Source organism: Bacillus pinisoli, from assembly GCF_023036475.1.
In the GTDB taxonomy this organism is placed as follows: Bacteria; Bacillota; Bacilli; order Bacillales; family SA4; genus Bacillus_BS; species Bacillus_BS pinisoli.
The window spans coordinates 297984-322928 of sequence record NZ_JAJQKI010000002.1 but is presented as its reverse complement, the minus strand read 5'-3'; the positions used below and the strand labels follow the sequence as shown (position 1 = coordinate 322928).

Sequence of the window (24945 nt, the reverse complement as noted above, 5' to 3'; positions counted from 1 at the left end):
TTTACTAGTATTGACTATAATAATTTGAGGGGAGGTGAATTTGATGGCTGATGTTTTAGAGCGTGTAACGAAGATTGTTGTAGATCGTCTTGGAGTTGATGAGGCTGAAGTAAAGCTTGAAGCTAAATTCAAGGACGATTTAGGAGCAGATTCCCTTGATGTAGTTGAACTTGTTATGGAATTAGAGGACGAGTTTGATATGGAAATCTCTGATGAGGATGCTGAAAAGATTGTAACAGTAGGAGATGCTGTTAATTACATACAAGAAAGTCTATAATAGACTCTTTTTATTCTCTATCAAAGATTTTGACATGTTGTCCCGTATTCTATACGGGACTTCTTGCCTTTTTGAAGGTAAAAGCTTTTTAGATTTTACATCTTCTTATGTGCATTGCAGATGGTATATAGCCTGGAGGAACGGTTTATGAAATCAACGAACAGAAGGTCATTTAGCTTACAAAAAAAATCATTTAAAGAATTTCAGGAGAAATTAGGATTACACTTTCAAAATGAAAAACTTTTATATCAGGCTTTTACCCATTCATCTTATGTGAATGAGCATCGTAGAAGGCCGTTTGAAGATAACGAACGGCTTGAATTTTTGGGGGATGCTGTTCTAGAGTTAACCATTTCCAAATATTTGTTTGAAACCTATCCAACTATGAGTGAAGGAGAATTAACGAAACTTCGTGCTTCCATTGTTTGTGAACCATCACTTGTCAGGTTTGCGAATGATTTAGAGTTCGGAGAGTTAATTCTACTTGGTAAAGGAGAAGAGCTCACTGGTGGACGTGCCAGACCGGCGTTATTAGCAGATGTATTTGAGGCGTTTATTGGTTCTCTTTACTTAGATCAAGGAATTGATCAAGTTTGGACATTTTTGGAGATGGTCATCTTTCCTAAAATTAAAAAGGGTGCTTTTTCTCATGTGATGGATTTTAAGAGTCAATTACAAGAGTTAATACAACGTGATGGAAGTGGCCTTATTGAATATAAGGTACTGCAAGAGAAAGGTCCTGCTCATAACCGTGTGTTTGAATCACGTGTTTACTTAAATGGTGAAACACTAGGTACTGGTGTGGGGAGATCTAAAAAAGAAGCAGAACAGCAAGCCGCTCAGATGGCGTTGCAAAAATTAAAAGGGAATTAAGCAGTTCTTACATGAAGTAAGAACTCTAACAACGAAGGAGGAATCCCCTGAAAATGGGGGTTCCTTCTTCGCTGTTAAGTAAATTCTTATGGCACAATTAATATACAGATAAAGGGACTGAATTCATTAAAAGCGTATGGCAAGTCTTGTTTCCCTTTAGGCGCTTACGACTTTTGTCTTTTTGTGTTAAAATCAATCAGTATAATATTCATATATTTATAGAATACAAGATACATTTTATTAAGATTATGTAGGAGGGGAATCTATGTTCCTCAAACGTTTAGATATAGTCGGCTTTAAATCATTTGCCGAACGGGTATCAGTTGACTTTGTACCAGGTGTAACTGCTGTAGTAGGCCCGAATGGGAGTGGAAAGAGTAATATAACTGATGCAATAAGATGGGTCTTAGGGGAGCAATCTGCAAAATCACTTCGTGGTGCTAAGATGGAGGATATCATTTTTGCTGGTAGTGATTCAAGAAAATCGTTAAATGTGGCAGAAGTTACATTAACTTTGGATAATGAAGATCAGTTTCTTCCGATTGACTACCATGAGGTAAGTGTAACGAGAAGGGTGTACCGTTCTGGAGACTCAGAATTCTTAATAAATAAACAATCATGTCGCCTGAAGGATATTGTAGATTTATTTATGGATTCTGGGCTTGGTAGAGAAGCCTTTTCTATCATTTCACAAGGTAAAGTAGAAGAAATACTTAGTAGCAAAGCTGAAGAGCGAAGAACTATATTTGAGGAGGCTGCAGGAGTTTTAAAGTATAAAACTCGTAAAAAGAAAGCGGAGAGTAAACTTGCAGATGCTCAGGACAATTTAAACCGTGTGGAAGATATTTTACACGAACTCGAGAAACAACTTGAACCATTAAAACTTCAGTCCTCAATTGCTAAAGATTATTTAGAACGTAAGGAAGAATTAGAAAAATATGAAGTCGCTTTAACCGTTTATGAAATAGAAGACCTTCATTCTAAATGGAAAACACTATTAGAACAATTAGAAAAGCATAAAGATCAAGAGCTTCAACTTGCCTCCATGATTCAGCGTGAGGAAATACAGCTTGAAACCATCCGAAACAAGCTTCGAGATTTTGATGATTCGATTTCACAACTTCAAGAGGTACTTCTTCTAACTAGTGAAGAATTAGAGAAGCTAGAAGGACAAAAAGAAGTATTAAAAGAAAGAAAGAAGAATGCTTATCAAAATAGAGGTCAGTTAGAAAAAACAGTTGAAGAAAACGAGATAAAAGCATCTAAATACAGAGAGCTTCTATCTAGTGAACTTCAAAAACTTGAAGAACTTAGAGGTAATGTGAAAGTATTGACCAGTAAGTTGTCAGAAGTGGAAAAGGAAATGGGCTCCCACTCTGTTGATTTAGAGGAATTGCTCGAAAATGTTAAGAGTGACTATATTGAACATTTAAATGATCAGGCTTCTAAGCGGAATGAGCTTACCCATATTTCGGAGCAATTAAAGCAACAGCAAGCTAGGAATGAAAGACTTGATCAATCTAATGAAAAGTTCGTATTGTTACGTCAGGATCTTGTTGATAAAAAGACTGCTCTGCTTCATCAGTTAGAGACACAACAAGAAGAGTTGAATGAACAGATTGACGAGTTTCGAAAGCTCCAAGTAAAAATTGAAAAAAATAAAGAGGACTACCAGAAAAAAGAATCAATGCTGTATCAAAGCTATCAGGTACTTCAGCAAACAAAATCAAGAAAAGAAACGTTGGAAGAAATGCAGGAGGATTATTCTGGCTTTTTTCAAGGGGTAAAAGAAGTTTTAAAAGCCCGAGATCATAAATTAGATGGTATTGAAGGAGCTATCGCTGAGTTGATTTCTGTCCCAAAGGATTATGAGACAGCAATGGAGATTGCCTTGGGTGCATCTATGCAGCATATCGTCGTAGATAATGAAATAAACGCTAGGAAAGCTATCCAATTTCTAAAGCAAAATCATTTTGGACGAGCTACATTTTTACCTTTATCGGTTATCTCAGGGAAAAAAGTACAAGAAGATCAATTGAGACGCCTAAATTCTCATGAAGCATTTGTTGGTGTAGCAGCAGATCTTATCTCATATGAAAATAAATATGATAATGTCTTAAGTAGCCTATTGGGGAATGTTATCATTACGACTGACCTTAAGGGAGCAAATGAAATTGCTAAACTTATTAATTATCGTTACCGACTTGTTACGCTTGAAGGGGATGTTGTAAGTCCAGGAGGTGCCATGACAGGTGGTGCGGTAAAGCAAAAATCCAACTCACTACTTGGTAGACAACGTGAACTTGAGCAATTAACTAACAGAATGAATGAAATTCAAGAGAAGACGATTAAGCTTGAGGAGTATGTAAAGAGCCTTAAGAAGACTATACTAGACGATGAGGCTCTATTAAGTGAGCAAAGAGCAAAAGGTGAAGAGCTTCGCTTTAAGGAACAAGGAATAAAATCTAGTATTCGTGAAGTAGAAGTTGAGGAAAAGAGTTTAAATGAACGCTTATCCATGTATGATCATGAAAAGGAAATGTTCCTTTCCGATCAAAATAGAATGACGTCAAGGCAACTAGTACTAGAAGAGGATCTACACAAACTTCAAGGTACGATAAAAAACCTGGATGAAGAAATAAAGAAGCTAACTGAACAAAAAGCGAAGCAACAGGCATCTAAGGAAACACTTCAAACAGATATAACGAACATTAGGATTCAGCTTGCTGAAAAGAAGCAAGAACTAATGAATCAACAAGAGAAGGTGGATCGCTTTCAACAAGAATTAAAAGACACTGAAAGATTATTAGTGGTCACGAAAGAGGACCTTACTTTACTTTCTAGTGAAATGACATCCACTAATTCAGGAGAGGAACAACTTGAGCAACTAGCAAAGCAAAAGCTTCTTGACAAAAACGATACGCTTCAGCTTATCTCCTCAAGGCGTGATGAAAGACTGCAGCTCCAACTGAAAATGGAGGATATTGAGAACGAGCTAAAAGAAGTCCGAAGACAATATAAACAATTAGTTGAAGTGGTAAAGGATGAAGAAGTAAAGAGTAACCGTTTAGATGTGGAACTTGAAAATCGCTTAACACATCTACGCGAGGAATATATGCTTAGTTTTGAGGCAGCAAAAGAGAAGTTCCCGTTAACTGTTGACAGTAATGAAGCGAGGAAAAAAGTGAAACTGATTAAACTTGCTATTGAGGAGTTAGGTTCAGTAAACCTTGGCGCCATCGAGGAATATGAGCGTGTCTCAGAGCGCCACCATTTCTTACTTGAGCAGAAAAATGATTTAGTTGAAGCTAAGGATACTCTCTTTAGAGTAATAGATGAAATGGATGAGGAAATGAAGAAGCGATTTGAAACAACCTTTACTGCTATCCGTTCTCATTTTGAAGGCGTATTTAAATCATTATTTGGTGGGGGAAGGGCTGATCTTAGACTGACAGATCCAGAGGACTTATTAAATACAGGTGTAGAAATTGTAGCCCAACCACCTGGAAAGAAACTTCAAAATCTAGGATTATTATCTGGTGGAGAAAGAGCACTGACTGCAATTGCATTACTATTTTCTATTTTGAAGGTAAGACCTGTCCCTTTCTGTGTACTTGATGAAGTTGAAGCAGCACTTGATGATGCGAATGTACACCGCTTTGGACTATATCTAAAGAAATTTAGTAAAGAAACACAATTTATCGTCATCACTCACCGTAAGGGTACCATGGAAGAGAGTGATGTTTTATATGGTGTTACCATGCAAGAGTCCGGAGTTTCAAAGCTTGTATCTGTAAGGCTTGAAGACTCAAAGGATCTTGTTGGAATATAGTAATAGAATGAAATGAGGGATTAACTTTGAGTTTCTTAAAAAAATTAAAAGAAAGCATCTCAAAACAAACTAATACCGTTACGGAAAAATTTAAAGAAGGCTTAACAAAAACAAGGGACTCTTTTGCTGGTCGTGTAAATGATTTAGTGTATCGCTATCGAAAAGTAGATGAGGATTTCTTTGAAGAGCTAGAAGAGATTTTGATTTCAGCAGACGTTGGTGTCTCAACGGTGATGGAGCTTATTGATGAGCTAAAGGATGAGGTGAAAAAACGTAATATTCAAGACCCGCGTGATATGCATGCCGTCATTTCTGAAAAGCTTGTTCAAATCTACCAGGGTGGCGAAAGCGTTGATAATGCCTTAAATATCCAAGAATCAGGTTTAACGGTCGTGTTAGTGGTGGGTGTAAACGGAGTGGGCAAAACCACTTCGATTGGAAAACTTGCTCATAAATTAAAGCAAGATGGAAAGTCAGTTATGCTTGCAGCAGGGGACACGTTTAGAGCGGGAGCTATTGATCAATTAGAAGTTTGGGGAGAACGTGTAGGTGTCCCTGTAATTAAACAATCAGAAGGATCAGATCCAGCCGCGGTTGTTTATGATGCAGTACAAGCTGCTAAATCAAGACAAGTAGATGTTCTACTATGTGATACTGCCGGACGTTTACAAAACAAGGTAAACTTAATGAAAGAGCTTGAAAAGGTAAAGCGTGTAATTGAAAGGGAAATCCCTGGTGCTCCACACGAGGTTCTTCTAGTTCTTGATGCAACTACCGGACAAAATGCAATGAGTCAGGCTAAAACGTTCACTCAAGCAACTGATGTAACAGGTATTGTCTTAACTAAGCTAGATGGTACAGCAAAAGGTGGAATTGTGCTCGCTATTCGTAATGAGTTAAATACTCCAGTGAAATTTGTAGGTCTCGGAGAAAAAATGGATGACCTACAAGAGTTTGACGCTGAACAATTTGTATTTGGACTCTTTAGTGACATGCTTGAAGAAGCTGAAGGAGCGAATGTAGAAGAACAATAAGTGATAGCTTCAGCGGCTAGCCCTTCGAGTCAAATAACCTGGAGAGAATAAAATGGAAAACCACCATTTTTTTCTCTCCAGAACATTTGCTTGTCAGGGCTAAACGGGGCACTTCAGCTTTTCGGTTTGTCTAGCTTCAGTGCCCAGCCCCTCGAGTCAAATAACCCTCATCAAATAAAAGGGAAAAATCACCCTTTTCTTTGATGAGGAACATTTGCTTGTCGGGGCTAAACGGGGCACTTCAGCTTTTCGGTTTGTCTAGCTTCAGCGGCTAGGTCCTCGAGTCAAATAACCCTCATCAAATAAAAGGGAAAAATCACCCTTTTCTTTGATGAGGAACATTTGCTTGTCGGACCTGAACGAGCCGCTTCAGCTTTTCGTTCTTGACTGGTTATTTATACTCATGTAAGATGTTAGTTTGTAAAGGTAATTCACTTAACAAGGGGGGATTTCTTGTGCTTGAAAAGACAACTAGGATGAATCTATTATTTGATTTTTATCAGTCACTACTAACTCCAAAGCAGAGGAGTTATATGGTGTTGTATTACCTAGATGACTACTCCTTAGGTGAAATTGCCGAAGAATATGAAGTTAGTCGCCAAGCAGTCTATGATAATATAAAGAGAACGGAAGCTATGCTTGAAGAGTATGAGGACAAGCTTCATTTACTAGAAAAGTTTCAAAAGAGGCAAGAGATTATTAAAAAGTTAAAACATGATCTACATCATGCAGAAGAGGTAAAAAAGCTAATAGATGAACTGGATCAATTAGATTAGGGGGAGGCAAGCGATGGCATTTGAAGGATTAGCCGACCGATTACAGAGTACCATTCAAAAGATTAAGGGCAAAGGTATAGTAACTGAAGCCGATGTGAAGGAAATGATGCGTGAGGTTCGTCTTGCGCTGTTAGAAGCGGATGTTAACTTTAAAGTAGTAAAAGATTTTGTAAAAAAGGTAACAGAGAGAGCTGTTGGTCAAGAGGTTATGAAAAGCTTAACTCCTGGTCAACAAGTCATCAAAGTTGTTCAAGAAGAGCTTACTGCTTTAATGGGTGGAGAACAAAGTAGAATTGCAGTATCCAATCGTCCGCCAACCATAATAATGATGGTTGGATTACAAGGAGCGGGTAAAACAACTACAACTGGTAAGCTAGCTAACCTGCTTCGTAAAAAATACAATAAAAATCCAATGCTAGTTGCTGCAGATATTTATCGTCCAGCAGCGATTAAACAGCTTGAAACCTTAGGTAAGCAACTGAGTATGCCAGTCTTTTCATTAGGTGACCAGGTGAGCCCTGTTGAGATTGCAAGACAAGCGATCGAACATGCTAAAAAAGAACATTATGATTATGTTCTAATTGATACAGCTGGTCGACTTCATGTAGATGAGAACCTCATGAACGAACTGAAAGACGTTAAAGAGCTATCAAAACCAGATGAAATTTTCCTAGTTGTCGATGCGATGACTGGTCAAGATGCCGTAAATGTTGCTGAAAGTTTTAATGAACAGCTTGACATTACGGGTGTAGTTTTAACTAAACTTGACGGTGATACACGTGGTGGGGCCGCATTATCGGTAAAAGCTGTCACGAATACGCCAATAAAATTCGTCGGTTTAGGAGAGAAAATGGACGCTATTGAACCATTTCATCCTGAAAGAATGGCTTCTCGGATTCTAGGTATGGGTGATGTGCTTACACTCATAGAAAAAGCACAAGCCAATGTAGATGAAGAAAAAGCAAAAGAACTAGAACAAAAGATGAGGACGATGTCCTTTACATTTGATGACTTTCTAGATCAGTTGGCGCAGGTAAGAAGTATGGGTCCATTAGATGAATTGCTCGGAATGCTACCAGGTGCCAATAAAATGAAGGGTCTTAAAAATGTTCAGGTTGATGAAAAGCAAATTAGTCATGTAGAAGCTATTATTAAGTCAATGACTAAGAAAGAGAAGGTACAACCTGAAATAATTAATGCAAGCCGTAAAAAAAGAATTGCCAAGGGAAGTGGAACTTCTGTCCAGGAAGTGAATCGATTACTTAAGCAGTTTGAGGACATGAAGAAGATGATGAAGCAAATGTCCAGTATGCAGCAAAAAGGAAAGAAAAAGGGTGGCTTTAAGTTTCCGTTTATGTAGGGTGACGAGCCGCTTCAGCTTTTCGGTGTTGTCTAGCTTCAGCGGCTAGCCCTTCGAGTCAAATAACCCTGACAGAATAAAAGGGAAGTGCGCCCTTTTATTCTGTCAGGAACATTTGCTTGTCAGGGTTAAACGAGCCGCTTCAGCTTTTCGGTGTTGTCTAGCTTCAGCGGCTAGCCCTTCGATTCAAATAACCCTCATCAAATAAAAGGGAAAGATCGCCCTTTTCTTTAATGAGGAACATTTGCTTGTCAGGGCTAAACGAGCCGCTTTAGCTTTTCGGTGTTGTCTAGCTTCAGCGGCTAGGTCCTCGAGTCAAATAACCCTCGTTCAAATAAAAGGGAAAAACCGCCCTTTTCTTCGCCCGAGGAACATTTGCTTTTCGGACCTAAACGAGCCGCTTCAGCTTTTCTTTTTGTACTGTTAAGAAAAAATACTTTACATTCTTTTTGGTTCTTGGTATGATATATTTTGTTGTGAAAACAAGGATATAGATTTATCCAATAAATAATCTTTTATTTAAAAATTTCGGAGGTGCTATATAAAATGGCAGTTAAAATTCGTTTAAAGCGTATGGGTTCAAAGAAAAATCCTTTCTATCGTGTAGTGGTTGCAGATTCTCGTTCTCCACGTGACGGTCGTCTAATTGAGGAAATTGGTACTTACAATCCTGTTGCAGCTCCAGCTGTAGTAGACATTAACGAAGAGCTTGCTCTTAAGTGGTTACAAAATGGTGCAAAGCCATCTGACACAGTGCGTAACCTTTTCTCAAAGCAAGGAATCATGGAAAAGTTCCACGTTGCTAGAAATAGCAAGTAATGAGTGAACTCAGATGAAAGAATTAATTGAAACGATTGTAAAGCCTTTAGTGGATTATCCGGAGGAGGTTGTCATCGATGAAGTCGAAGACAGCCATCATATTACTTATAAGCTTACTGTTCATAAAGATGATGTAGGAAAAATCATAGGTAAAAATGGACGAGTTGCAAAAGCGATCCGTTCGGTTATCTACTCTTCTGCCTCATCAACTAGTAATAAGCGTATACATCTAGATATTCAGTAAAAAGCTTCGTTTCATTGCAGTTGCGACTAGCACTGTTGCTTAATTCAACAAGAAACACTAAAGGGTGGGGATTTTCCTCTCCCTTTTTTTATAGGACTCTTTTCTACATCTCATACTATAAAACCGAAGTGATAATGATTAGAAAAGAAAAGAGCAACTCTGACCACTGTACTTCCGAGTAAAAATCCGGCTTTAGGATTTTTACCGAAAGCAACAATACCGAATAGAGCCTTTTATTGTTAGAGACACAATTCCTTTCTGCTCTTTATTTGTCCACATCTTCCCACTTAAGGAAAGCGCGGCATACAAAAGAACAAAGGTATAGAAACCATTACTTATTTTTGTCTCAATGTTCATGTAGGGCTTGCGTCTTGTTTGCTAGATAAGAATCGTAAAATGACGAACTTGCTTTTAAGGAGGAGTTAGGTTGAAAGTTCTACAAACTGTGATTGTTAAACAAATCCTGACAGAAAAAAGTAAACATGATTTAGTAGAGCAATTCTCACAACAAAAACTCCAGCTCCAAAAAGAATGTGAGCAGCTACGGTTTGAACAGAAAAAAATGAGGGCAGATCAAAAGCATCAATTTTCTCAGCTGCAAAGCTATGAGCATGAAGTAAAGGCTAGATTGGATAAAATAAATAATATTGATTTCATGATAGAGCAATTACATATGCTACCAGTAGGTAGTGAGATTAAACAACAAGAAGTCCAGGCTGTAATTGATGTTGAGATTGGTGACCAATGGAATGAGCTTGATAAGACAATTGTAGTTAAAGAAGGCAAAGTAGTAGATATCAGATAGAGGTGACAAAGTTTGAGTAAATGGTTTAACGTAGGAAAGATTGTTAACACTCATGGTATAAGGGGGGAGGTTCGAGTTATTTCAACCACTGACTTCCCGGAGGAAAGATATGCCAAAGGAAACACATTGTTTATCTTCTCACAAAATGAAGACCCTATTGAAGTAAAAGTGACAGGACACCGTGTCCATAAAAATTTTGATTTACTATTATTTGAAGGGTACACAAATGTGAATCATGTTGAACGTTTTAAAGGAGCTATGATTAAGATACCTGAAGACCAACAAGGTGAATTAGATGAAGGTGAATTCTATTACCATGAAATCATTGGTTGTACAGTGGAAACTGTGGAGGGAGAAAAACTCGGTAAAGTTAAAGAGATCCTCTCAACAGGTGCAAATGATGTATGGGTCATACAAAGACATGGTCAAAAAGATGCCTTAATCCCTTATATTGAAGAGGTTGTTAAAGAAATTAATACTGAAAATAAACTCATTATTATTCAACCTATGGAAGGATTGCTTTCATAAATGAAAATAAACATTCTAACTCTTTTTCCTGACATGTTTACAGGTGTTCTGCAGCATTCCATGATGAAGATTGCTCAGGAGAGAGAGGCAGTTCAAATTGATGTCATTAATTTCCGTGATTATTCAGCTAATAGACACAAGAATGTTGATGATTATCCATATGGTGGCGGTGCAGGGATGGTTCTTACTCCTCAGCCTATTTTTGATGCTGTGGACCATTTGAAAGAGGAAGCCGCTTCTTCACCCAGAGTAATTTTGATGTGTCCTCAAGGGGAAAGATTCACTCAAAAAAAAGCAGAGGAATTAGCTAGGGAAGATCACTTGATTTTTATTTGTGGACACTATGAAGGTTATGACGAAAGAATTCGAGAATATGTAGTTACCGATGAAATTTCAATTGGTGACTACGTATTAACAGGTGGAGAGTTAGCGTCAATGGTGATAGTAGATAGTGTCGTAAGATTACTACCGGATGTACTAGGCAATGAGGCTTCTCATAAAAAGGATTCCTTTAGTACAGGATACCTGGAACACCCTCAATATACTAGACCAGCTGAATATAGAGGATATAAGGTTCCTGATGTACTATTATCAGGTAATCATAAAAAAATTGAAGAATGGCGCTCTAAAGAATCTCTTAGGAGAACGTTAAACAGGAGACCTGATTTAATTATTGAGGAAAACCTTACTCAAGAACAAAAAAAATGGTTATCTGAACTTCAAAAAGAGACTGACTAGCTATTGCAACCTATATATCTGTATGGTATGATGTTACTTGTGACTTAGGCTGTTTACAAGCTGATGTCTGTATAACGGTGTTCCGCTGCAATGACCAAAATGCGTTGTCATGAGCATCTGTTCGGAAGGAGTTGAATACGATGCAAAAATTAATCGAAGATATCACAAAAGAACAACTTAGATCTGATCTTCCAGCTTTCCGTTCTGGTGACACTGTACGTGTACACGTAAAGGTTGTCGAAGGAACTCGTGAGCGTATCCAGATTTTTGAAGGTGTTGTGATTAAGCGTCGTGGTGGAGGAATTAGCGAAACATTCACAGTACGTAAGATCTCTTACGGTGTTGGTGTTGAACGTACTTTCCCATTACACTCACCTAAAATTGCGCTAATCGAAGTAATTCGTCGTGGTAAAGTTCGCCGTGCGAAGCTGTACTACTTACGCAATCTACGTGGAAAAGCAGCACGTATTAAAGAGGTACGATAAGCTAAAAAACTTCCATCATTGTGGCCGTGTCCACAATGATGTGAAGTTTAACCTATTAAATGCTAGGGAGCAAGTAGTAAATTGCTCTGTGTATATAATAAGAAATCAGGAGCTTGAGTATCAAGCTCCTTTTCTAATAAACCGGTATAATGAGTGGAGGATAAGTGATGACCCGTCAGAAAAGCGAAGTTTGGGAATGGATGAAAGCACTGGTAATTGCTGTATTATTAGCTGCAGGTATACGTTACTTTCTTTTTGCGCCAATTGTTGTAGACGGATTATCAATGATGCCAACCCTCCATGATCAGAATCGAATGGTTGTTAGCAAGTTGAGCTACAATATTGGTGAACCGAAACGTTTTGATATTGTTGTGTTTCATGCACCTGAGCAAAAGGATTACATAAAGCGTGTAATAGGGCTTCCAGGCGATCACGTTGAATATAAAAATGATGTGTTATACATAAATGGTGAACCCATAGAAGAACCGTATCTTGATGGTGCGAAGACCGAGTTAATAGATGCACCTCTAACATATGATTTTGAGTTAGAACAATTATGGGGAGAGAAAACAGTTCCTGAAGGTCATCTCTTTGTAATGGGGGATAATCGTCGATTTAGTAAAGATAGTAGAGATATTGGATTTGTACCAATGGAGAGTGTTATAGGTAAGACAAATGTGGTATATTGGCCTCTCTCTGAAATTCGTTTTGTCGATTAATATTTTAGTAGGAAGGGAAGAGTCTTACTCATTCCCTTTTTTAATGCCTACATATAAGTTGTCTTTTTCTTAGGCTCTTAATGGGTGGTGGAATGGAGCGAAAGACACTTGATCCTGCGGCAAGTAGAGGAAAGGGTCTTTTCACGATAGTGAAAATATCCTTCCTTCCAAGGAAAGTAAGTGTCTGGAGCGCGATGTAACGACAATTTATTTACATGTAACTCACGAAAAGCAACAAATTATGAGGAAAAGAAAAACTCATCTTTTAGTAGCTACTAACATGTCCATTGTATAAAAATCGAAGTTATAATAAAACTAGTAAAAGGTGGTGAACATCTTGACAATTCAATGGTTTCCAGGACATATGGCAAAAGCAAGGCGCCAAGTACAAGAAAAACTTAAATTAATTGATGTGGTGGTAGAATTAGCAGACGCGAGAATTCCAAATTCTTCAAGAAATCCAATGATTGACGAGATTGTCTCAACTAAGCCAAGGTTAATGCTTCTGAATAAAGCAGATTTAGCAGATGATAGAAAGACAAATGAATGGATTCAGCATTTTGAAAATAAAGGGATTAAGACATTAGCTATAGATGCACAATCTGGTACAAATTTAAAACAAATTATTCTTAGTTGTCAGGAACTTGTCCATGAAAAATGGGAGAGAATGAGAGCGAAAGGGCTAAATCCACGTGCGATACGTGTACTCATCATTGGAATTCCAAATGTGGGTAAATCCACACTCATTAATAAATTAGCGAAACGAAATATTGCAAAAACGGGAGATCGACCTGGTGTTACTACTGCTCAACAGTGGATTAAGGTAGGAAAAGAATTGGAATTATTAGATACACCGGGAATTCTGTGGCCAAAATTTGAAGATGAATTAGTGGGCCTTCGCCTGGCAACTACAGGTGCAATAAAGGATACAATCATTAATTTGCAGGATGTAGCCGTATTTGCATTAAGATTTCTAACAGATAATTATCCTGATGCGTTGAAGAAAAGATATGACCTCCAAGAGATTCCGGAAGATATCGTGGAGTTATTTGATGCGATTGGTAAGAAGAGAGGATGTCTAATGGGTGGTGGACTTATTGATTATGATAAGACTTCAGAGTTGATTTTAAGAGAGCTTCGTTCCGGCAAACTTGGAAAATTAACATTCGAAACACCGTCTGATTGGAATAACGAATAAGACCTGATAATCAGGTCTTTATTTTTTTTATAAACTTCCGATATAAAAGTTAGGAGTGTGTTATGTATGAAAGAAGATTACACGATAGCTGAAATAGCTTCTTTAATGAAAGAATCGAGTTTAGATAATAAGCTATTAACCAAATTTAAAAAAGATACCCGAAAAGGTGTCATTCGACTAATGGAGCAATATGAAAAGCAACAAGCTGAATTGCTTCGACAACAGGAACAATGGCAACAGATGACTACATATGAGCGAGAACTTCATGAACAGGGGTATCATCTTATTGCCGGTGTAGACGAGGTGGGGAGAGGCCCACTAGCAGGTCCTGTGGTTGCTGCAGCCGTTATTCTACCTAGACAAGTAGAGTTAATCGGAATTAATGACTCTAAGCAATTAACGGAGAGTAAAAGAGAGTATTACTATCACCTGATTCAAGACCTTGCTATTAGCATTGGAATAGGTGTGATTCATGCTTCTCAAATAGATGAAGTTAATATATATGAGGCTACGAAACTTGCAATGGAAGAGGCTATCCACCAACTTAAACCATACCCCGACCATTTATTAATTGATGCCATGAAACTTAATCTTAATATACCACAGCACTCAATTGTAAAAGGTGACCAGAATAGTGTATCCATTGCAGCAAGTTCAATTATCGCAAAAGTTACAAGAGACAAATACATGAAGAATCTTGGTGAAACGTATCCACACTATGGATTTGAGAATCATATGGGCTACGGTACAAGACAGCATTTAGAAGCTATCGAGTCATATGGTATTATTTCTGAACACCGCCGTTCTTTTGCTCCGATAAAAGAGGTGGCCGTTCAATAAGAGTATGGAGGTGCTGGTATGAATCCTGCAAGTCTCATCTCATCATTTATTAGCGGTGAGCGTATATATAGTTCACCCTCTTTATCACTTCGACCTGGACAAGTGATATCTGGTAAAGTTGAGAAATTATTTCCTAATAATACCGCTCTTGTTCAACTTGGGTCTCTTAGGCTCCATGCACAAATAGATACGTCGATTGAAGCGAACGGAAGGTATTGGTTTGAAGCACAGCCATCTCAAAATGGTGATTTAGTGTTAAAAGTAATTGAGCATAATCCAAAAGGACAATTAGCTGGAAAGGATTCAATTGGCTCTTTACTTAGTCAGTTTCAATTATCAGATACAAAACTAAATCATCAACTTTTACAGTTTTTATTAACTTCCAATCTACCATTTACAAAGGAACAACTCTCTAAAGCTTCCATGTGGATCAAGGAGCTGAGTAAACCTTCTAACGGAACTGCCGCTATTGAGATGATGCTAAAAAAGGACTTGCCGTTTACAAATGAAACGTTTAAATCACTTATAGAGTTTCAAAAACCTTCTAAACTATCTACTCAACTTGAACAATTAGCGAAATTGTTAGATAGTCCAAAGTTCTCGAATTCAGAGGTAACAGGACAACTAAAGGATCTTATAGTAAGTTTGAGGGAAGGGAATTCTATTACTGTGAGTCAAAAGGTAGTCGAATCTCTCGTTGAGCAATGGTTTTCTTCTAACAATTCAAACGAAGCGAGACAGGCGGCCCTAAAATTGCTTCATGAGTTACAAGTATTTAGTAAATCCTCTCTACCAGAAACACTATTAAAAACGGATCAACTAAGTATAAATGGAACGTCTAACCCAGCAGAAAAAGAAATGATAAAACAAGTAGTTAACTCACTTTCCCCAGTGGACTTGTCTAAGATTTCAGCCAGAATGAGAGAGTTAGCTCAAGGGAATTCAGGTACAACTTCGCCTGTGGAAGCAAATTTAATAAAAGAGCTATTAGATAAATTTAATCAATTCACACAAAGTTTTTTGGAAGATGGTACCGAAGTAAAACACCAATTAAAGCAAATGATTCAGACATTGGGATTAGAGCATGAAAGAGAAATAGCGACGTTTGTAAAAAATGATATAGAGGCTCCAGCTAAATTGGAATCCCTAAAAGCGCTTTTATTACAAGCAATAGCTGAACTTGGACCAAATGGGAAGGAAATGGAGTCGTTGCTACATCGTCTAACAGGAATGCAGCTGCTGGCTCAAGAATCAAATGGACCGATACAACAGTTATACATGCAGTTCCCTCTTGCTTTAGGCAATAAATTAACCGATATCACAATCCAATGGAGTGGGAGAAAAAAGAAGGACGGTCAGATTGACTCAGGCTTCTGCAGGATTTTATTTTACCTAGATTTAGAGAATATTAACCAGACGATCATTGATATGCAAGTTCAAAATCGCGTTATAAATATATCCATCTTTAATGAAACAGAAGGTCTTCAACACATTGTTTCAAAAGGATATAATATATTAAAAGAGAATCTATCTTCATTGGATTATATATTATCCTCCGTAAAGGTTATAGATTCTCTTGAGAAAAAATCTACAAATCAACAAGATCCTAAGGCTTTTAACTTTAAACAGAAGGATTACCAAGGAGTGGATCTAAAAATATGACAGATTACAAGCTTGAAGCACGGAGGGAAGCATTAGCTCTGTCCTATGATCCTATAACAAATAGTGCCCCGAAAGTAGTTGCTAAGGGAAAAGGCCTAGTGGCAGAAAATATTATTCAAAAAGCCAAAGAAAATAATATTCCTATACAAGAGGATACCTCATTAGTTGAGCTACTGAGTCAACTTCAAATTAATGAATCTATTCCTGAAGAGCTCTATCAGGCAGTGGCAGAAGTTTTTGCTTTTGTCTATCGAGTTGACCGAGAACTAAAAAAGCCTACTCACTCATGAGTGGGCTTTTTTCCTGGATTTTCCTTGTATAATTCTAGTGTTGAAGAGCGTAGTTAATATTAAGAATAATAAAATTATAGATATTTAAAGTTTATTGAAAATTTAGAAATCTCTCAGTTGTATATTTATTATTGAGTTATGCTAGACAAGGTACGTCTCATTTTATACAATGAAAACGCAGTCTATTATTTTTGTTACATAATGATAGGAGGATGAACAATGAATATCCATGAGTATCAAGGTAAAGAGGTCCTCAGAAAATATGGGGTTTCGGTCCCAAATGGTAGAGTTGCTTTTACTGTTGAAGAAGCTGTAGAAGCTGCTAAAGAATTAGGTACACAAGTTTGTGTAGTAAAAGCACAAATTCATGCAGGTGGACGTGGAAAAGCTGGTGGTGTTAAAGTCGCTAAAAACTTAGATGAAGTTCGTACATATGCTAGCGAAATTCTAGGTAAAACACTAGTTACTCACCAAACAGGCCCAGAAGGTAAAGAAGTAAAGCGTTTACTAATTGAGGAAGGCTGCGACATTAAAAAGGAATATTATGTTGGGTTAGTACTTGATCGCGCTACTTCACGCGTTGTTCTTATGGCTTCTGAAGAAGGTGGAACGGAGATTGAAGAAGTGGCAGAAGCTACTCCTGAAAAGATCTTCAAAGAAGTAATTGATCCTGCTGTAGGTCTACAAGGCTTCCAAGCAAGAAGAATTGCTTTCAACATTAACATCCCTAAAGAACTAGTTGGAAAAGCAGTTAAGTTCATGATGGGTCTTTATACAGCATTTGTTGAAAAAGATTGTTCAATTGCTGAAATTAACCCACTTGTAGTAACTGGTGATGGTGATGTAATGGCTCTTGACGCAAAGTTAAACTTTGATTCTAATGCACTATATCGTCATAAAGATATCTTAGAATTACGTGATCTTGAAGAAGAAGATCCAAAGGAAGTTGAAGCTTCAAAATATGATCTTGCTTATATCTCACTAGATGGAAATATTGGTTGTATGGTAAATGGTGCTGGCCTTGCAATGGCTACTATGGACATCATCAAGCATTACGGTGGAAGCCCATCTAATTTCCTTGATGTTGGTGGTAGTGCAACAGCAGAAAAGGTTGCAGAAGCATTTAAAATCATTCTTTCAGATCAAAACGTTAAAGGTATTTTCGTTAATATCTTTGGTGGAATCATGAAATGTGACATTATTGCAACAGGTGTAGTAGAAGCTGCAAAGCAAGTTCAATTAAGTGTACCTTTAGTAGTACGTTTAGAAGGTACAAACGTTGACTTAGGTAAGCAGATTCTTGCTGAATCTGGTTTAGATATTGTTGCAGCTGATTCTATGGCTGACGGCGCACAAAAGATTGTATCACTAGTAGGATAAGAAAGGCAGGGGACAAACATGAGCGTATTTGTTAATAAAGACACAAAGGTAATCGTACAAGGTATTACAGGTTCAACTGCAGCTTTCCATACAAAGCAAATGCTTGAATACGGAACAAAGATTGTTGGTGGGGTTACTCCTGGTAAAGGTGGAACTGAAGTGGAAGGGGTACCTGTATTCAACACAGTTTCAGAAGCTGTTGAAAAAACGGGTGCTAACGTTTCTGTTATCTATGTTCCAGCTCCATTTGCTGCAGATGCAATCATGGAAGGTGTAGACGCTGAGTTAGATCTTGTAATTTGTATTACAGAGCATATTCCAGTGCTTGATATGACAAAGGTTAAGCGTTATATGGAAGGTAAAAAGACTCGCCTAGTAGGTCCAAACTGTCCAGGTGTTATTACTCCTGATGAGTGTAAGATTGGTATTATGCCAGGCTACATTCATACAAAAGGACATGTTGGGGTTGTTTCTCGTTCAGGAACACTAACTTATGAAGCTGTTCACCAATTAACGCAAGCAGGTATTGGTCAATCTTCAGCGGTTGGTATTGGAGGAGACCCTGTTAATGGAACGAACTTTATCGACGTATTAAAAGCATTTAACGAAGATGAAGATACGTATGCAGTCATTATGATTGGTGAAATCGGTGGAACAGCTGAAGAAGAAGCAGCTGAATGGGTAAAGGCAAATATGACGAAGCCTGTTGTAGGATTCATCGGTGGACGTACAGCACCTCCAGGAAAGCGTATGGGCCATGCTGGTGCGATTATTTCTGGTGGTAAAGGTACTGCAGACGAGAAGATTCGCGTAATGAACGAATGTGGAATTAAGGTTGCTGACACTCCATCTGTTATGGGTGAAACATTAATCTCAGTGCTTCATGAGCGTGGAATTTACGAAAAGTGTAAAACTCACTAATGTAATGTTTATAGAGTAGCTCCTATATGGAGCTACTTATTTCTTCATATAAAAGGGAGGTAAAAATGAATCTATTTACTCAGAGACTTCTACATCTTCATAGATGTGGAGAGGTTACTTGGAACATTCTCCATTCCATTCTTGAAGTTGACCCCACTTTAGAAAGCTTCTATAAGCACTCTCCTCTTCATCTGCAAGAAAAGCTACAATTTAAAATACCTTCAGATAAACTGAACTCCATCTATAAAAGTTTGCATTCTGTGACAATTGGAAGTATGCTAGAAAAATACAATAGTCAAAATATTCAGTGCATAACAAGGTTTGACGATACATATCCGCCAAGACTAAAGCATATTTATAATCCACCCTGGGTGTTATATGTAATGGGAAATTGTGACATATTACTTAATAATAAAATGCTTTCAATTGTAGGTACGAGAACTCCCACTTCATATGGAAAGAAAATGACTCAGTTCTTTGTAAGTAAACTTGTAAAAGAGCAGTGGACAACAGTCAGTGGTCTTGCGAAAGGTATAGATGCACTTGTTCACGAAGTCACAGATGCTAATAACGGTCATACAATTGCTGTACTTGGTTCAGGATTTAATTGGCTCTATCCAAAAGAGAATCAATTACTTGCCCATAAGCTGTGTAAGGAAGGGGTATTAGTTTCCGAATATCCACCAGACCGTAAGCCTCAAAAATGGCATTTTCCGGCTAGAAACCGAATTATTAGTGGTTTATCACTCGGGACTATTGTTATAGAAGCAAAAGAAAAAAGTGGGTCTTTAATAACAGCCGATTTTGCCCTAGAGCAGAATAGAGAAGTTTTTGCCGTTCCTGGACCGGCTACTTCAAGCTATTCTAAAGGGTCTAATCTGTTAATCCAACAGGGAGCAAAAATGGTTTTAACACCAGAGGATATAGTTATGGAGTTGAATGATCAGTTGTAGCTTAGAATGTAAAAGTAAAAAAAATACAGAGTAATATAATAGAAGATGAGCGTATTAAACAACAGGTACTTGCTATTAACCTAATCAAATTTAACAAAAATATGTAATTTAGTTTGACAAATGGTTAATCAATATTTAATATAAGTGAAGATTTCATACATTATTTTCTTGAACTATTACCTCTTAAGGAGGAACACATACATATGGCAGATTATCTAGTAATTGTTGAATCGCCTGCTAAGGCTAAAACAATAGAACGATATTTAGGGAAAAAATATAAAGTTAAAGCATCAATGGGACATGTCCGCGACTTACCAAAGAGTCAAATGGGTGTTCAAGTTGAAGATCATTATTCACCAAAATATATAACCATTCGAGGAAAAGGTCCTGTATTAAAAGAATTAAAAACAGCTGCCAAAAAAGCAAAGAAAATATACCTCGCAGCTGACCCTGACCGCGAAGGGGAAGCAATTGCTTGGCATCTGGCCCATACACTTGATGTAGATATTACTTCTGATTGCCGTGTTGTCTTTAACGAAATAACAAAAGACGCTATAAAAGAATCATTTAAGCATCCACGTGCTATTAACATGGATCTAGTTGATGCTCAGCAAGCACGTCGTATTCTAGATCGATTAGTGGGCTACAATATCAGTCCATTACTATGGAAGAAAGTTAAAAAAGGCTTAAGTGCCGGAAGGGTACAATCGGTTGCTGTTAGACTTATTATTGAACGAGAAAAAGAAATACAAGCGTTTGTACCTGAAGAGTATTGGAGTATTAAAGCAGATTTTCTAAAGAGTAAAGAAATAATAGAGGCAGATTTTTATGGAGTCGATGGTAAAAAAACAGAGCTCAAAACTAAAGAAGAAGTAGAGGCAATTAAGAAGAAGTTAGACGGAAAGTCCTTTACAATTAAGAGCGTCAATAAGAGAGAACGTAAGCGTAATCCAGCACCACCATTTATAACGTCTTCTCTACAGCAAGAAGCTGCTAGAAAGCTAAATTTTAGAGCAAAAAAGACCATGATGCTAGCTCAGCAACTCTATGAAGGAATCGATTTAGGAAAAGAAGGTACCGTCGGATTAATTACCTATATGAGAACGGACTCTACTCGAATCTCCGATACGGCTAAGCAAGAAGCGTCAGAGTTTATTACATCTAATTATGGTAAAGAATATTTAGCTAATGAAACAAAAGTAAACAAAAAGAATCAAAATGCGCAGGATGCTCATGAAGGTATCAGACCGACTTCTACAAGTCGTACACCTAATGATATAAAAGAGTTCTTATCACGTGATCAGTTGCGTCTTTACAAACTCATATTCGAGCGCTTTTTAGCTAGTCAGATGGCACCTGCCATCATGGATACGATGACAGTTGATTTAGAAAACAATGGAGTCATCTTTAGGGCAACTGGTTCTAAAATAAAATTCCCGGGTTTTATGAAGGTATATGTTGAAGGAAATGATGATCAAGATGAAGAAAAAGACCGTCTCCTTCCACCTTTAGAAGAGGGTGAAAAACTGGTTCTTAAGGATATTGAGGAAAATCAGCACTTTACTCAGCCGCCGCCGCGATACTCTGAAGCGAGGCTTGTAAAGACCCTTGAGGAGTCAGGGATAGGTAGGCCGTCCACGTATGCACCTACTTTAGATACAATTCAAAAACGTGGTTATGTTGCTCTTGATAATAAGCGTTTTGTTCCAACCGAATTAGGTGAGATTGTCGTTAGTTTAGTGATGGAATTTTTTCCTGAGATTATTGACCTTGATTTCACAGCAAAAATGGAAACAAGCTTAGATGCCGTAGAAGACGGTGATGTGGACTGGGTCAATATTATTGATGAGTTCTATAAAGGCTTTGAAAAACGTCTTGAAAAAGCTGAACACGAAATGCAGGAAATTGAAATTAAAGATGAACCTGCAGGCGAAGACTGTGAGAAGTGTGGTCATGGCATGGTCTACAAAATGGGGCGATATGGTAAATTTATGGCGTGTTCTAACTTCCCAGAATGTCGACATACTAAAGCCATTGTTAAAGATATCGGTGTAGATTGTCCGAACTGTGAAAAAGGAAAAATTATTGAAAGAAAAAGTAAAAAGCGTCGTATCTTTTATGGATGTGATCAATATCCTGAGTGTGAATTTATTTCTTGGGATAAGCCGATTGCAAGAAAATGTCCAAAGTGCGAGTCTTTATTAGTTGAGAAGAAGTTGAAAAAAGGTATTCAAGTACAGTGTATTAGCTGTGACTATAAAGAAGATCAACAAAAGTAACGATGTGAGTTTTCTCACATCGTTCTGTTTTTAGCTAAGTTTGATTTTTTATCAGGATAAGAAAAGCATTTTTTTAGGGTTGGAGGTCTTTACATGAGTAATCAGGTCGTTCATGTCATAGGTGCAGGTTTAGCTGGGTCTGAAGCAGCTTGGCAACTTGCAAATCGAGGAATAAAAGTGAATCTTTATGAAATGAGACCCGTAAAACAAACACCAGCACATCACACAGATAAATTTGCTGAATTGGTGTGCAGTAATTCTTTACGTGCAAATAATTTAACGAATGCAGTCGGAGTTCTCAAAGAAGAGATGAGAATGCTAAATTCTATTATTATAAAATCGGCTGATGCTTGCTCGGTTCCTGCAGGTGGAGCACTCGCAGTAGACCGACATGAATTTGCAGCCTATGTGACTGATTCTGTCAAAAATCATCCCAATGTTACAGTGTTTAATGAGGAGATTACAGACATTCCTGAAGGACCAACGATAATAGCAACAGGTCCATTAACTTCTCAAACTCTCTCGGACAAGCTTAAAAGCCTAACAGGGGAAGAGTATTTGTATTTTTATGATGCTGCAGCTCCTATTATTGAAAAAGATAGCATTGACATGGAAAAGGTGTATCTTAAATCTCGATATGACAAGGGAGATGCAGCGTACCTAAATTGTCCCATGACAGAAGCGGAGTTTGATTGTTTTTATGAAGCAGTAATGGCCGCAGAAGCAGTTCCTCTGAAAGAATTTGAAAAAGAGGTCTTTTTTGAAGGTTGCATGCCGTTTGAAGTGATGGCTGGAAGAGGAAAGAAGACTTTATTATTTGGTCCGATGAAGCCTGTTGGTTTAGAGGACCCGAAAACTGGGAAAATACCGCATGCAGTTGTTCAGTTAAGACAAGACGATGCAGCTGGTACTCTATACAATATTGTCGGATTTCAGACACATTTGAAGTGGGGAGCTCAAAAAGAAGTGATCCGGTTAATTCCAGGATTAGAAAATGCTGAAATTGTTCGTTATGGTGTGATGCATCGAAACACCTTTATTAGTTCTCCAAAGTTATTAAAACCTACTTATCAATATCGTGAAAGAGAGGATTTATTTTTTGCGGGACAGATGACAGGTGTGGAAGGGTATGTTGAATCAGCCGCTTCTGGACTAGTTGCAGGTATGAATGCGGCTAACCTTGTATTGGGAGAGGAGTTAGTAATATTTCCTCATGAAACGGCAATTGGAAGTATGGCAAGATATATTACAACAGCTAACCCAAATAACTTCCAACCGATGAATGCTAACTTTGGGTTATTTAGAGAACTAGATAAGAAAATTAAAAATAAACAAGCTCGAAATGAAGCATTCGCTTCCAGAGCGCTGGAAACAATTCAGAATTTTATAAATAAATAATGGTTTATCATTGCAAGGGCGAATAAATTGTGTTAAGATTTATTCGCCCTTGTGAGGTGATGGCGTGATAACGACAAAGGAACTACTAAAAAGTTTTACGGAATATTTACAAATAGAACGAAACTATTCTGTTTATACAATCGTATATTATACACAGGACATTGAAGAGTTTGCTCGTTTTATGGATTCAGAAGGAGTTAATCAACTTACACAAGTTACATACACAGAGGTACGTATTTACTTAACAAAACTATTTAAACAGAAGTTGGCAAGAAAATCTGTTGCTCGTAAAATTTCTAGCCTAAGAAGTTTTTACAAGTTTTTAATGAGAGAACATATTGTTAATGATAACCCGTTTGCACTCGTATCACTACCAAAGAGAGAGCAGCGTGTACCTCAATTCCTATACCATGACGAGCTTGCAAAGCTTTTTGAGGTTAGTGATGTTTCAACACCGTTGGGTCAAAGAAATCAAGCCATCCTTGAGTTGTTGTATGCGACGGGAATACGTGTAAGCGAATGTTGTAAATTGGAGTTACCAGATCTTGACTTTAGTCTTGGAACGATACTAGTTCATGGTAAAGGAAGTAAACAACGTTATGTACCTTTTGGGAGCTTTGCAAGTGATGCTCTTGAAACATATATAGAAAATGGTAGGAAGGAGCTTCTCCTTAAAGGTAAAAATAATAGCGAAGCATTGTTTCTGAACTACAGAGGTACTCAGTTGACACCAAGAGGAGTCAGGGTTATACTCAATGATTTGATTGAACAGGCGAGCTTAACTATTCATATAAGTCCTCACGTGTTAAGACATACTTTTGCGACACATATGTTAAATGAAGGAGCTGACTTACGGACAGTCCAGGAACTTTTAGGTCATTCTCAGCTTTCATCTACTCAAATATATACTCATGTTACAAAGGACAGACTAAAAACAATTTATATGAATCATCATCCTAGAGCATAGAATATTGAAAGGAGACTTCACAATGTCTACATTTCATGCAACAACTATTTTTGCAGTTCAACATAACGGTCAATGTGCAATGTCTGGAGATGGTCAAGTAACATTTGGGAATGCGGTTGTTATGAAGCATACGGCGAAGAAAGTAAGAAGACTCTTTCAAGGACGAGTGCTTGCTGGTTTTGCAGGTTCAGTAGCTGATGCTTTTACTCTTTTTGAAAAGTTCGAAGGGCGACTAGAAGAATATAACGGAAATCTTCAAAGGGCAGCAGTGGAACTAGCAAAAGAGTGGAGAAGTGACAAAGTATTAAGAAAATTAGAGGCAATGCTTATCGTAATGAACCATGAGCATCTTCTCTTAGTTTCTGGTACAGGAGAGGTAATTGAGCCTGATGATGGTATTCTAGCAATTGGCTCAGGAGGAAATTATGCCCTTTCTGCAGGTAGAGCGTTAAAAAAATATGCAGGTACAACAATGACGGCTAAAGAAATTGCTCAAGCGGCACTAGAAGTTGCTGAAGAGATCTGCGTGTATACTAATGACCAAATCATAGTTGAAGAACTATAAGG

24 protein-coding genes are annotated in these 24945 nt (G+C 37.7%); all 24 read left to right on the top strand.

The window, feature by feature from the left end; all coding sequences use genetic code 11:
* Positions 1 to 43: 43 nt before the first annotated feature.
* The 24 genes from acpP (at position 44) to hslV (ending at position 24943) form a co-directional block, all read left to right on the top strand.
* A complete protein-coding gene (gene acpP / locus LT143_RS04040; RefSeq protein ID WP_246940034.1) occupies positions 44 to 277 on the top strand; it encodes an acyl carrier protein in 234 nt (77 codons plus the stop codon).
* A gap of 147 nt (positions 278 to 424) precedes the next feature.
* On the top strand, positions 425 to 1150 hold the full coding sequence (gene rnc, locus LT143_RS04035; RefSeq protein WP_246940032.1) for a ribonuclease III: 726 nt from the start codon (positions 425 to 427) through the stop codon (positions 1148 to 1150).
* Between the two features lie 265 nt (positions 1151 to 1415).
* A complete protein-coding gene (gene smc / locus LT143_RS04030) occupies positions 1416 to 4982 on the top strand; it encodes a chromosome segregation protein SMC (RefSeq protein WP_246940030.1) in 3567 nt (1188 codons plus the stop codon).
* A 26-nt stretch (positions 4983 to 5008) separates the two neighbouring features.
* Complete coding sequence (ftsY, locus tag LT143_RS04025; RefSeq protein WP_246940028.1) at positions 5009 to 6016, top strand: signal recognition particle-docking protein FtsY; 1008 nt, start codon at positions 5009 to 5011, stop codon at positions 6014 to 6016.
* A 455-nt stretch (positions 6017 to 6471) separates the two neighbouring features.
* On the top strand, positions 6472 to 6792 hold the full coding sequence (locus tag LT143_RS04020) for a putative DNA-binding protein (protein WP_246940026.1): 321 nt from the start codon (positions 6472 to 6474) through the stop codon (positions 6790 to 6792).
* A gap of 13 nt (positions 6793 to 6805) precedes the next feature.
* Positions 6806 to 8152: a signal recognition particle protein gene (ffh, locus tag LT143_RS04015; RefSeq protein ID WP_246940023.1), complete on the top strand. Its 1347-nt coding sequence runs from the start codon at positions 6806 to 6808 to the stop codon at positions 8150 to 8152.
* A gap of 546 nt (positions 8153 to 8698) precedes the next feature.
* A complete protein-coding gene (gene rpsP / locus LT143_RS04010; RefSeq protein ID WP_246940020.1) occupies positions 8699 to 8971 on the top strand; it encodes a 30S ribosomal protein S16 in 273 nt (90 codons plus the stop codon).
* 13 nt (positions 8972 to 8984) lie between these two features.
* A complete protein-coding gene (locus LT143_RS04005) occupies positions 8985 to 9215 on the top strand; it encodes a KH domain-containing protein (RefSeq protein WP_246940017.1) in 231 nt (76 codons plus the stop codon).
* Positions 9216 to 9642: 427 nt separating this feature from the next.
* Entirely contained in the window at positions 9643 to 10020 is a 378-nt protein-coding gene (locus LT143_RS04000) for a YlqD family protein (RefSeq protein WP_246940014.1), read from the top strand.
* A 12-nt stretch (positions 10021 to 10032) separates the two neighbouring features.
* Positions 10033 to 10548 carry a ribosome maturation factor RimM gene (gene rimM / locus LT143_RS03995; protein WP_246940010.1) on the top strand — a complete coding sequence of 172 codons (516 nt, stop codon included), beginning with the start codon at positions 10033 to 10035 and terminating at the stop codon, positions 10546 to 10548.
* Entirely contained in the window at positions 10549 to 11286 is a 738-nt protein-coding gene (gene trmD / locus LT143_RS03990; RefSeq protein ID WP_246940007.1) for a tRNA (guanosine(37)-N1)-methyltransferase TrmD, read from the top strand.
* A 140-nt stretch (positions 11287 to 11426) separates the two neighbouring features.
* Entirely contained in the window at positions 11427 to 11771 is a 345-nt protein-coding gene (gene rplS, locus LT143_RS03985) for a 50S ribosomal protein L19 (protein ID WP_246940003.1), read from the top strand.
* A 167-nt stretch (positions 11772 to 11938) separates the two neighbouring features.
* The gene (lepB, locus tag LT143_RS03980; protein WP_246940001.1) at positions 11939 to 12490 is read left to right on the top strand and encodes a signal peptidase I; all 552 of its coding nucleotides are present in this window, start codon (positions 11939 to 11941) and stop codon (positions 12488 to 12490) included.
* Between the two features lie 337 nt (positions 12491 to 12827).
* Complete coding sequence (gene ylqF / locus LT143_RS03975; protein ID WP_246939998.1) at positions 12828 to 13688, top strand: ribosome biogenesis GTPase YlqF; 861 nt, start codon at positions 12828 to 12830, stop codon at positions 13686 to 13688.
* Between the two features lie 66 nt (positions 13689 to 13754).
* A complete protein-coding gene (locus tag LT143_RS03970) occupies positions 13755 to 14528 on the top strand; it encodes a ribonuclease HII (protein ID WP_246939995.1) in 774 nt (257 codons plus the stop codon).
* A gap of 18 nt (positions 14529 to 14546) precedes the next feature.
* The gene (locus LT143_RS03965; protein WP_246939992.1) at positions 14547 to 16190 is read left to right on the top strand and encodes a hypothetical protein; all 1644 of its coding nucleotides are present in this window, start codon (positions 14547 to 14549) and stop codon (positions 16188 to 16190) included.
* Complete coding sequence (locus tag LT143_RS03960) at positions 16187 to 16480, top strand: EscU/YscU/HrcU family type III secretion system export apparatus switch protein (RefSeq protein WP_246939989.1); 294 nt, start codon at positions 16187 to 16189, stop codon at positions 16478 to 16480. The genes LT143_RS03965 and LT143_RS03960 overlap by 4 nt, the downstream gene beginning before the upstream one ends.
* 219 nt (positions 16481 to 16699) lie before the next feature.
* Positions 16700 to 17860: an ADP-forming succinate--CoA ligase subunit beta gene (sucC, locus tag LT143_RS03955; protein WP_246939986.1), complete on the top strand. Its 1161-nt coding sequence runs from the start codon at positions 16700 to 16702 to the stop codon at positions 17858 to 17860.
* Between the two features lie 18 nt (positions 17861 to 17878).
* On the top strand, positions 17879 to 18781 hold the full coding sequence (gene sucD / locus LT143_RS03950; protein WP_246939983.1) for a succinate--CoA ligase subunit alpha: 903 nt from the start codon (positions 17879 to 17881) through the stop codon (positions 18779 to 18781).
* A gap of 65 nt (positions 18782 to 18846) precedes the next feature.
* The gene (dprA, locus tag LT143_RS03945; protein ID WP_246939980.1) at positions 18847 to 19734 is read left to right on the top strand and encodes a DNA-processing protein DprA; all 888 of its coding nucleotides are present in this window, start codon (positions 18847 to 18849) and stop codon (positions 19732 to 19734) included.
* Between the two features lie 203 nt (positions 19735 to 19937).
* Entirely contained in the window at positions 19938 to 22013 is a 2076-nt protein-coding gene (gene topA / locus LT143_RS03940; RefSeq protein WP_246939975.1) for a type I DNA topoisomerase, read from the top strand.
* A 93-nt stretch (positions 22014 to 22106) separates the two neighbouring features.
* The gene (gene trmFO / locus LT143_RS03935; RefSeq protein WP_246939972.1) at positions 22107 to 23411 is read left to right on the top strand and encodes an FADH(2)-oxidizing methylenetetrahydrofolate--tRNA-(uracil(54)-C(5))-methyltransferase TrmFO; all 1305 of its coding nucleotides are present in this window, start codon (positions 22107 to 22109) and stop codon (positions 23409 to 23411) included.
* Positions 23412 to 23478: 67 nt separating this feature from the next.
* Positions 23479 to 24378: a tyrosine recombinase XerC gene (xerC, locus tag LT143_RS03930; RefSeq protein ID WP_246940386.1), complete on the top strand. Its 900-nt coding sequence runs from the start codon at positions 23479 to 23481 to the stop codon at positions 24376 to 24378.
* A gap of 22 nt (positions 24379 to 24400) precedes the next feature.
* Entirely contained in the window at positions 24401 to 24943 is a 543-nt protein-coding gene (gene hslV, locus LT143_RS03925; RefSeq protein ID WP_246939969.1) for an ATP-dependent protease subunit HslV, read from the top strand.
* Positions 24944 to 24945: the final 2 nt, after the last annotated feature.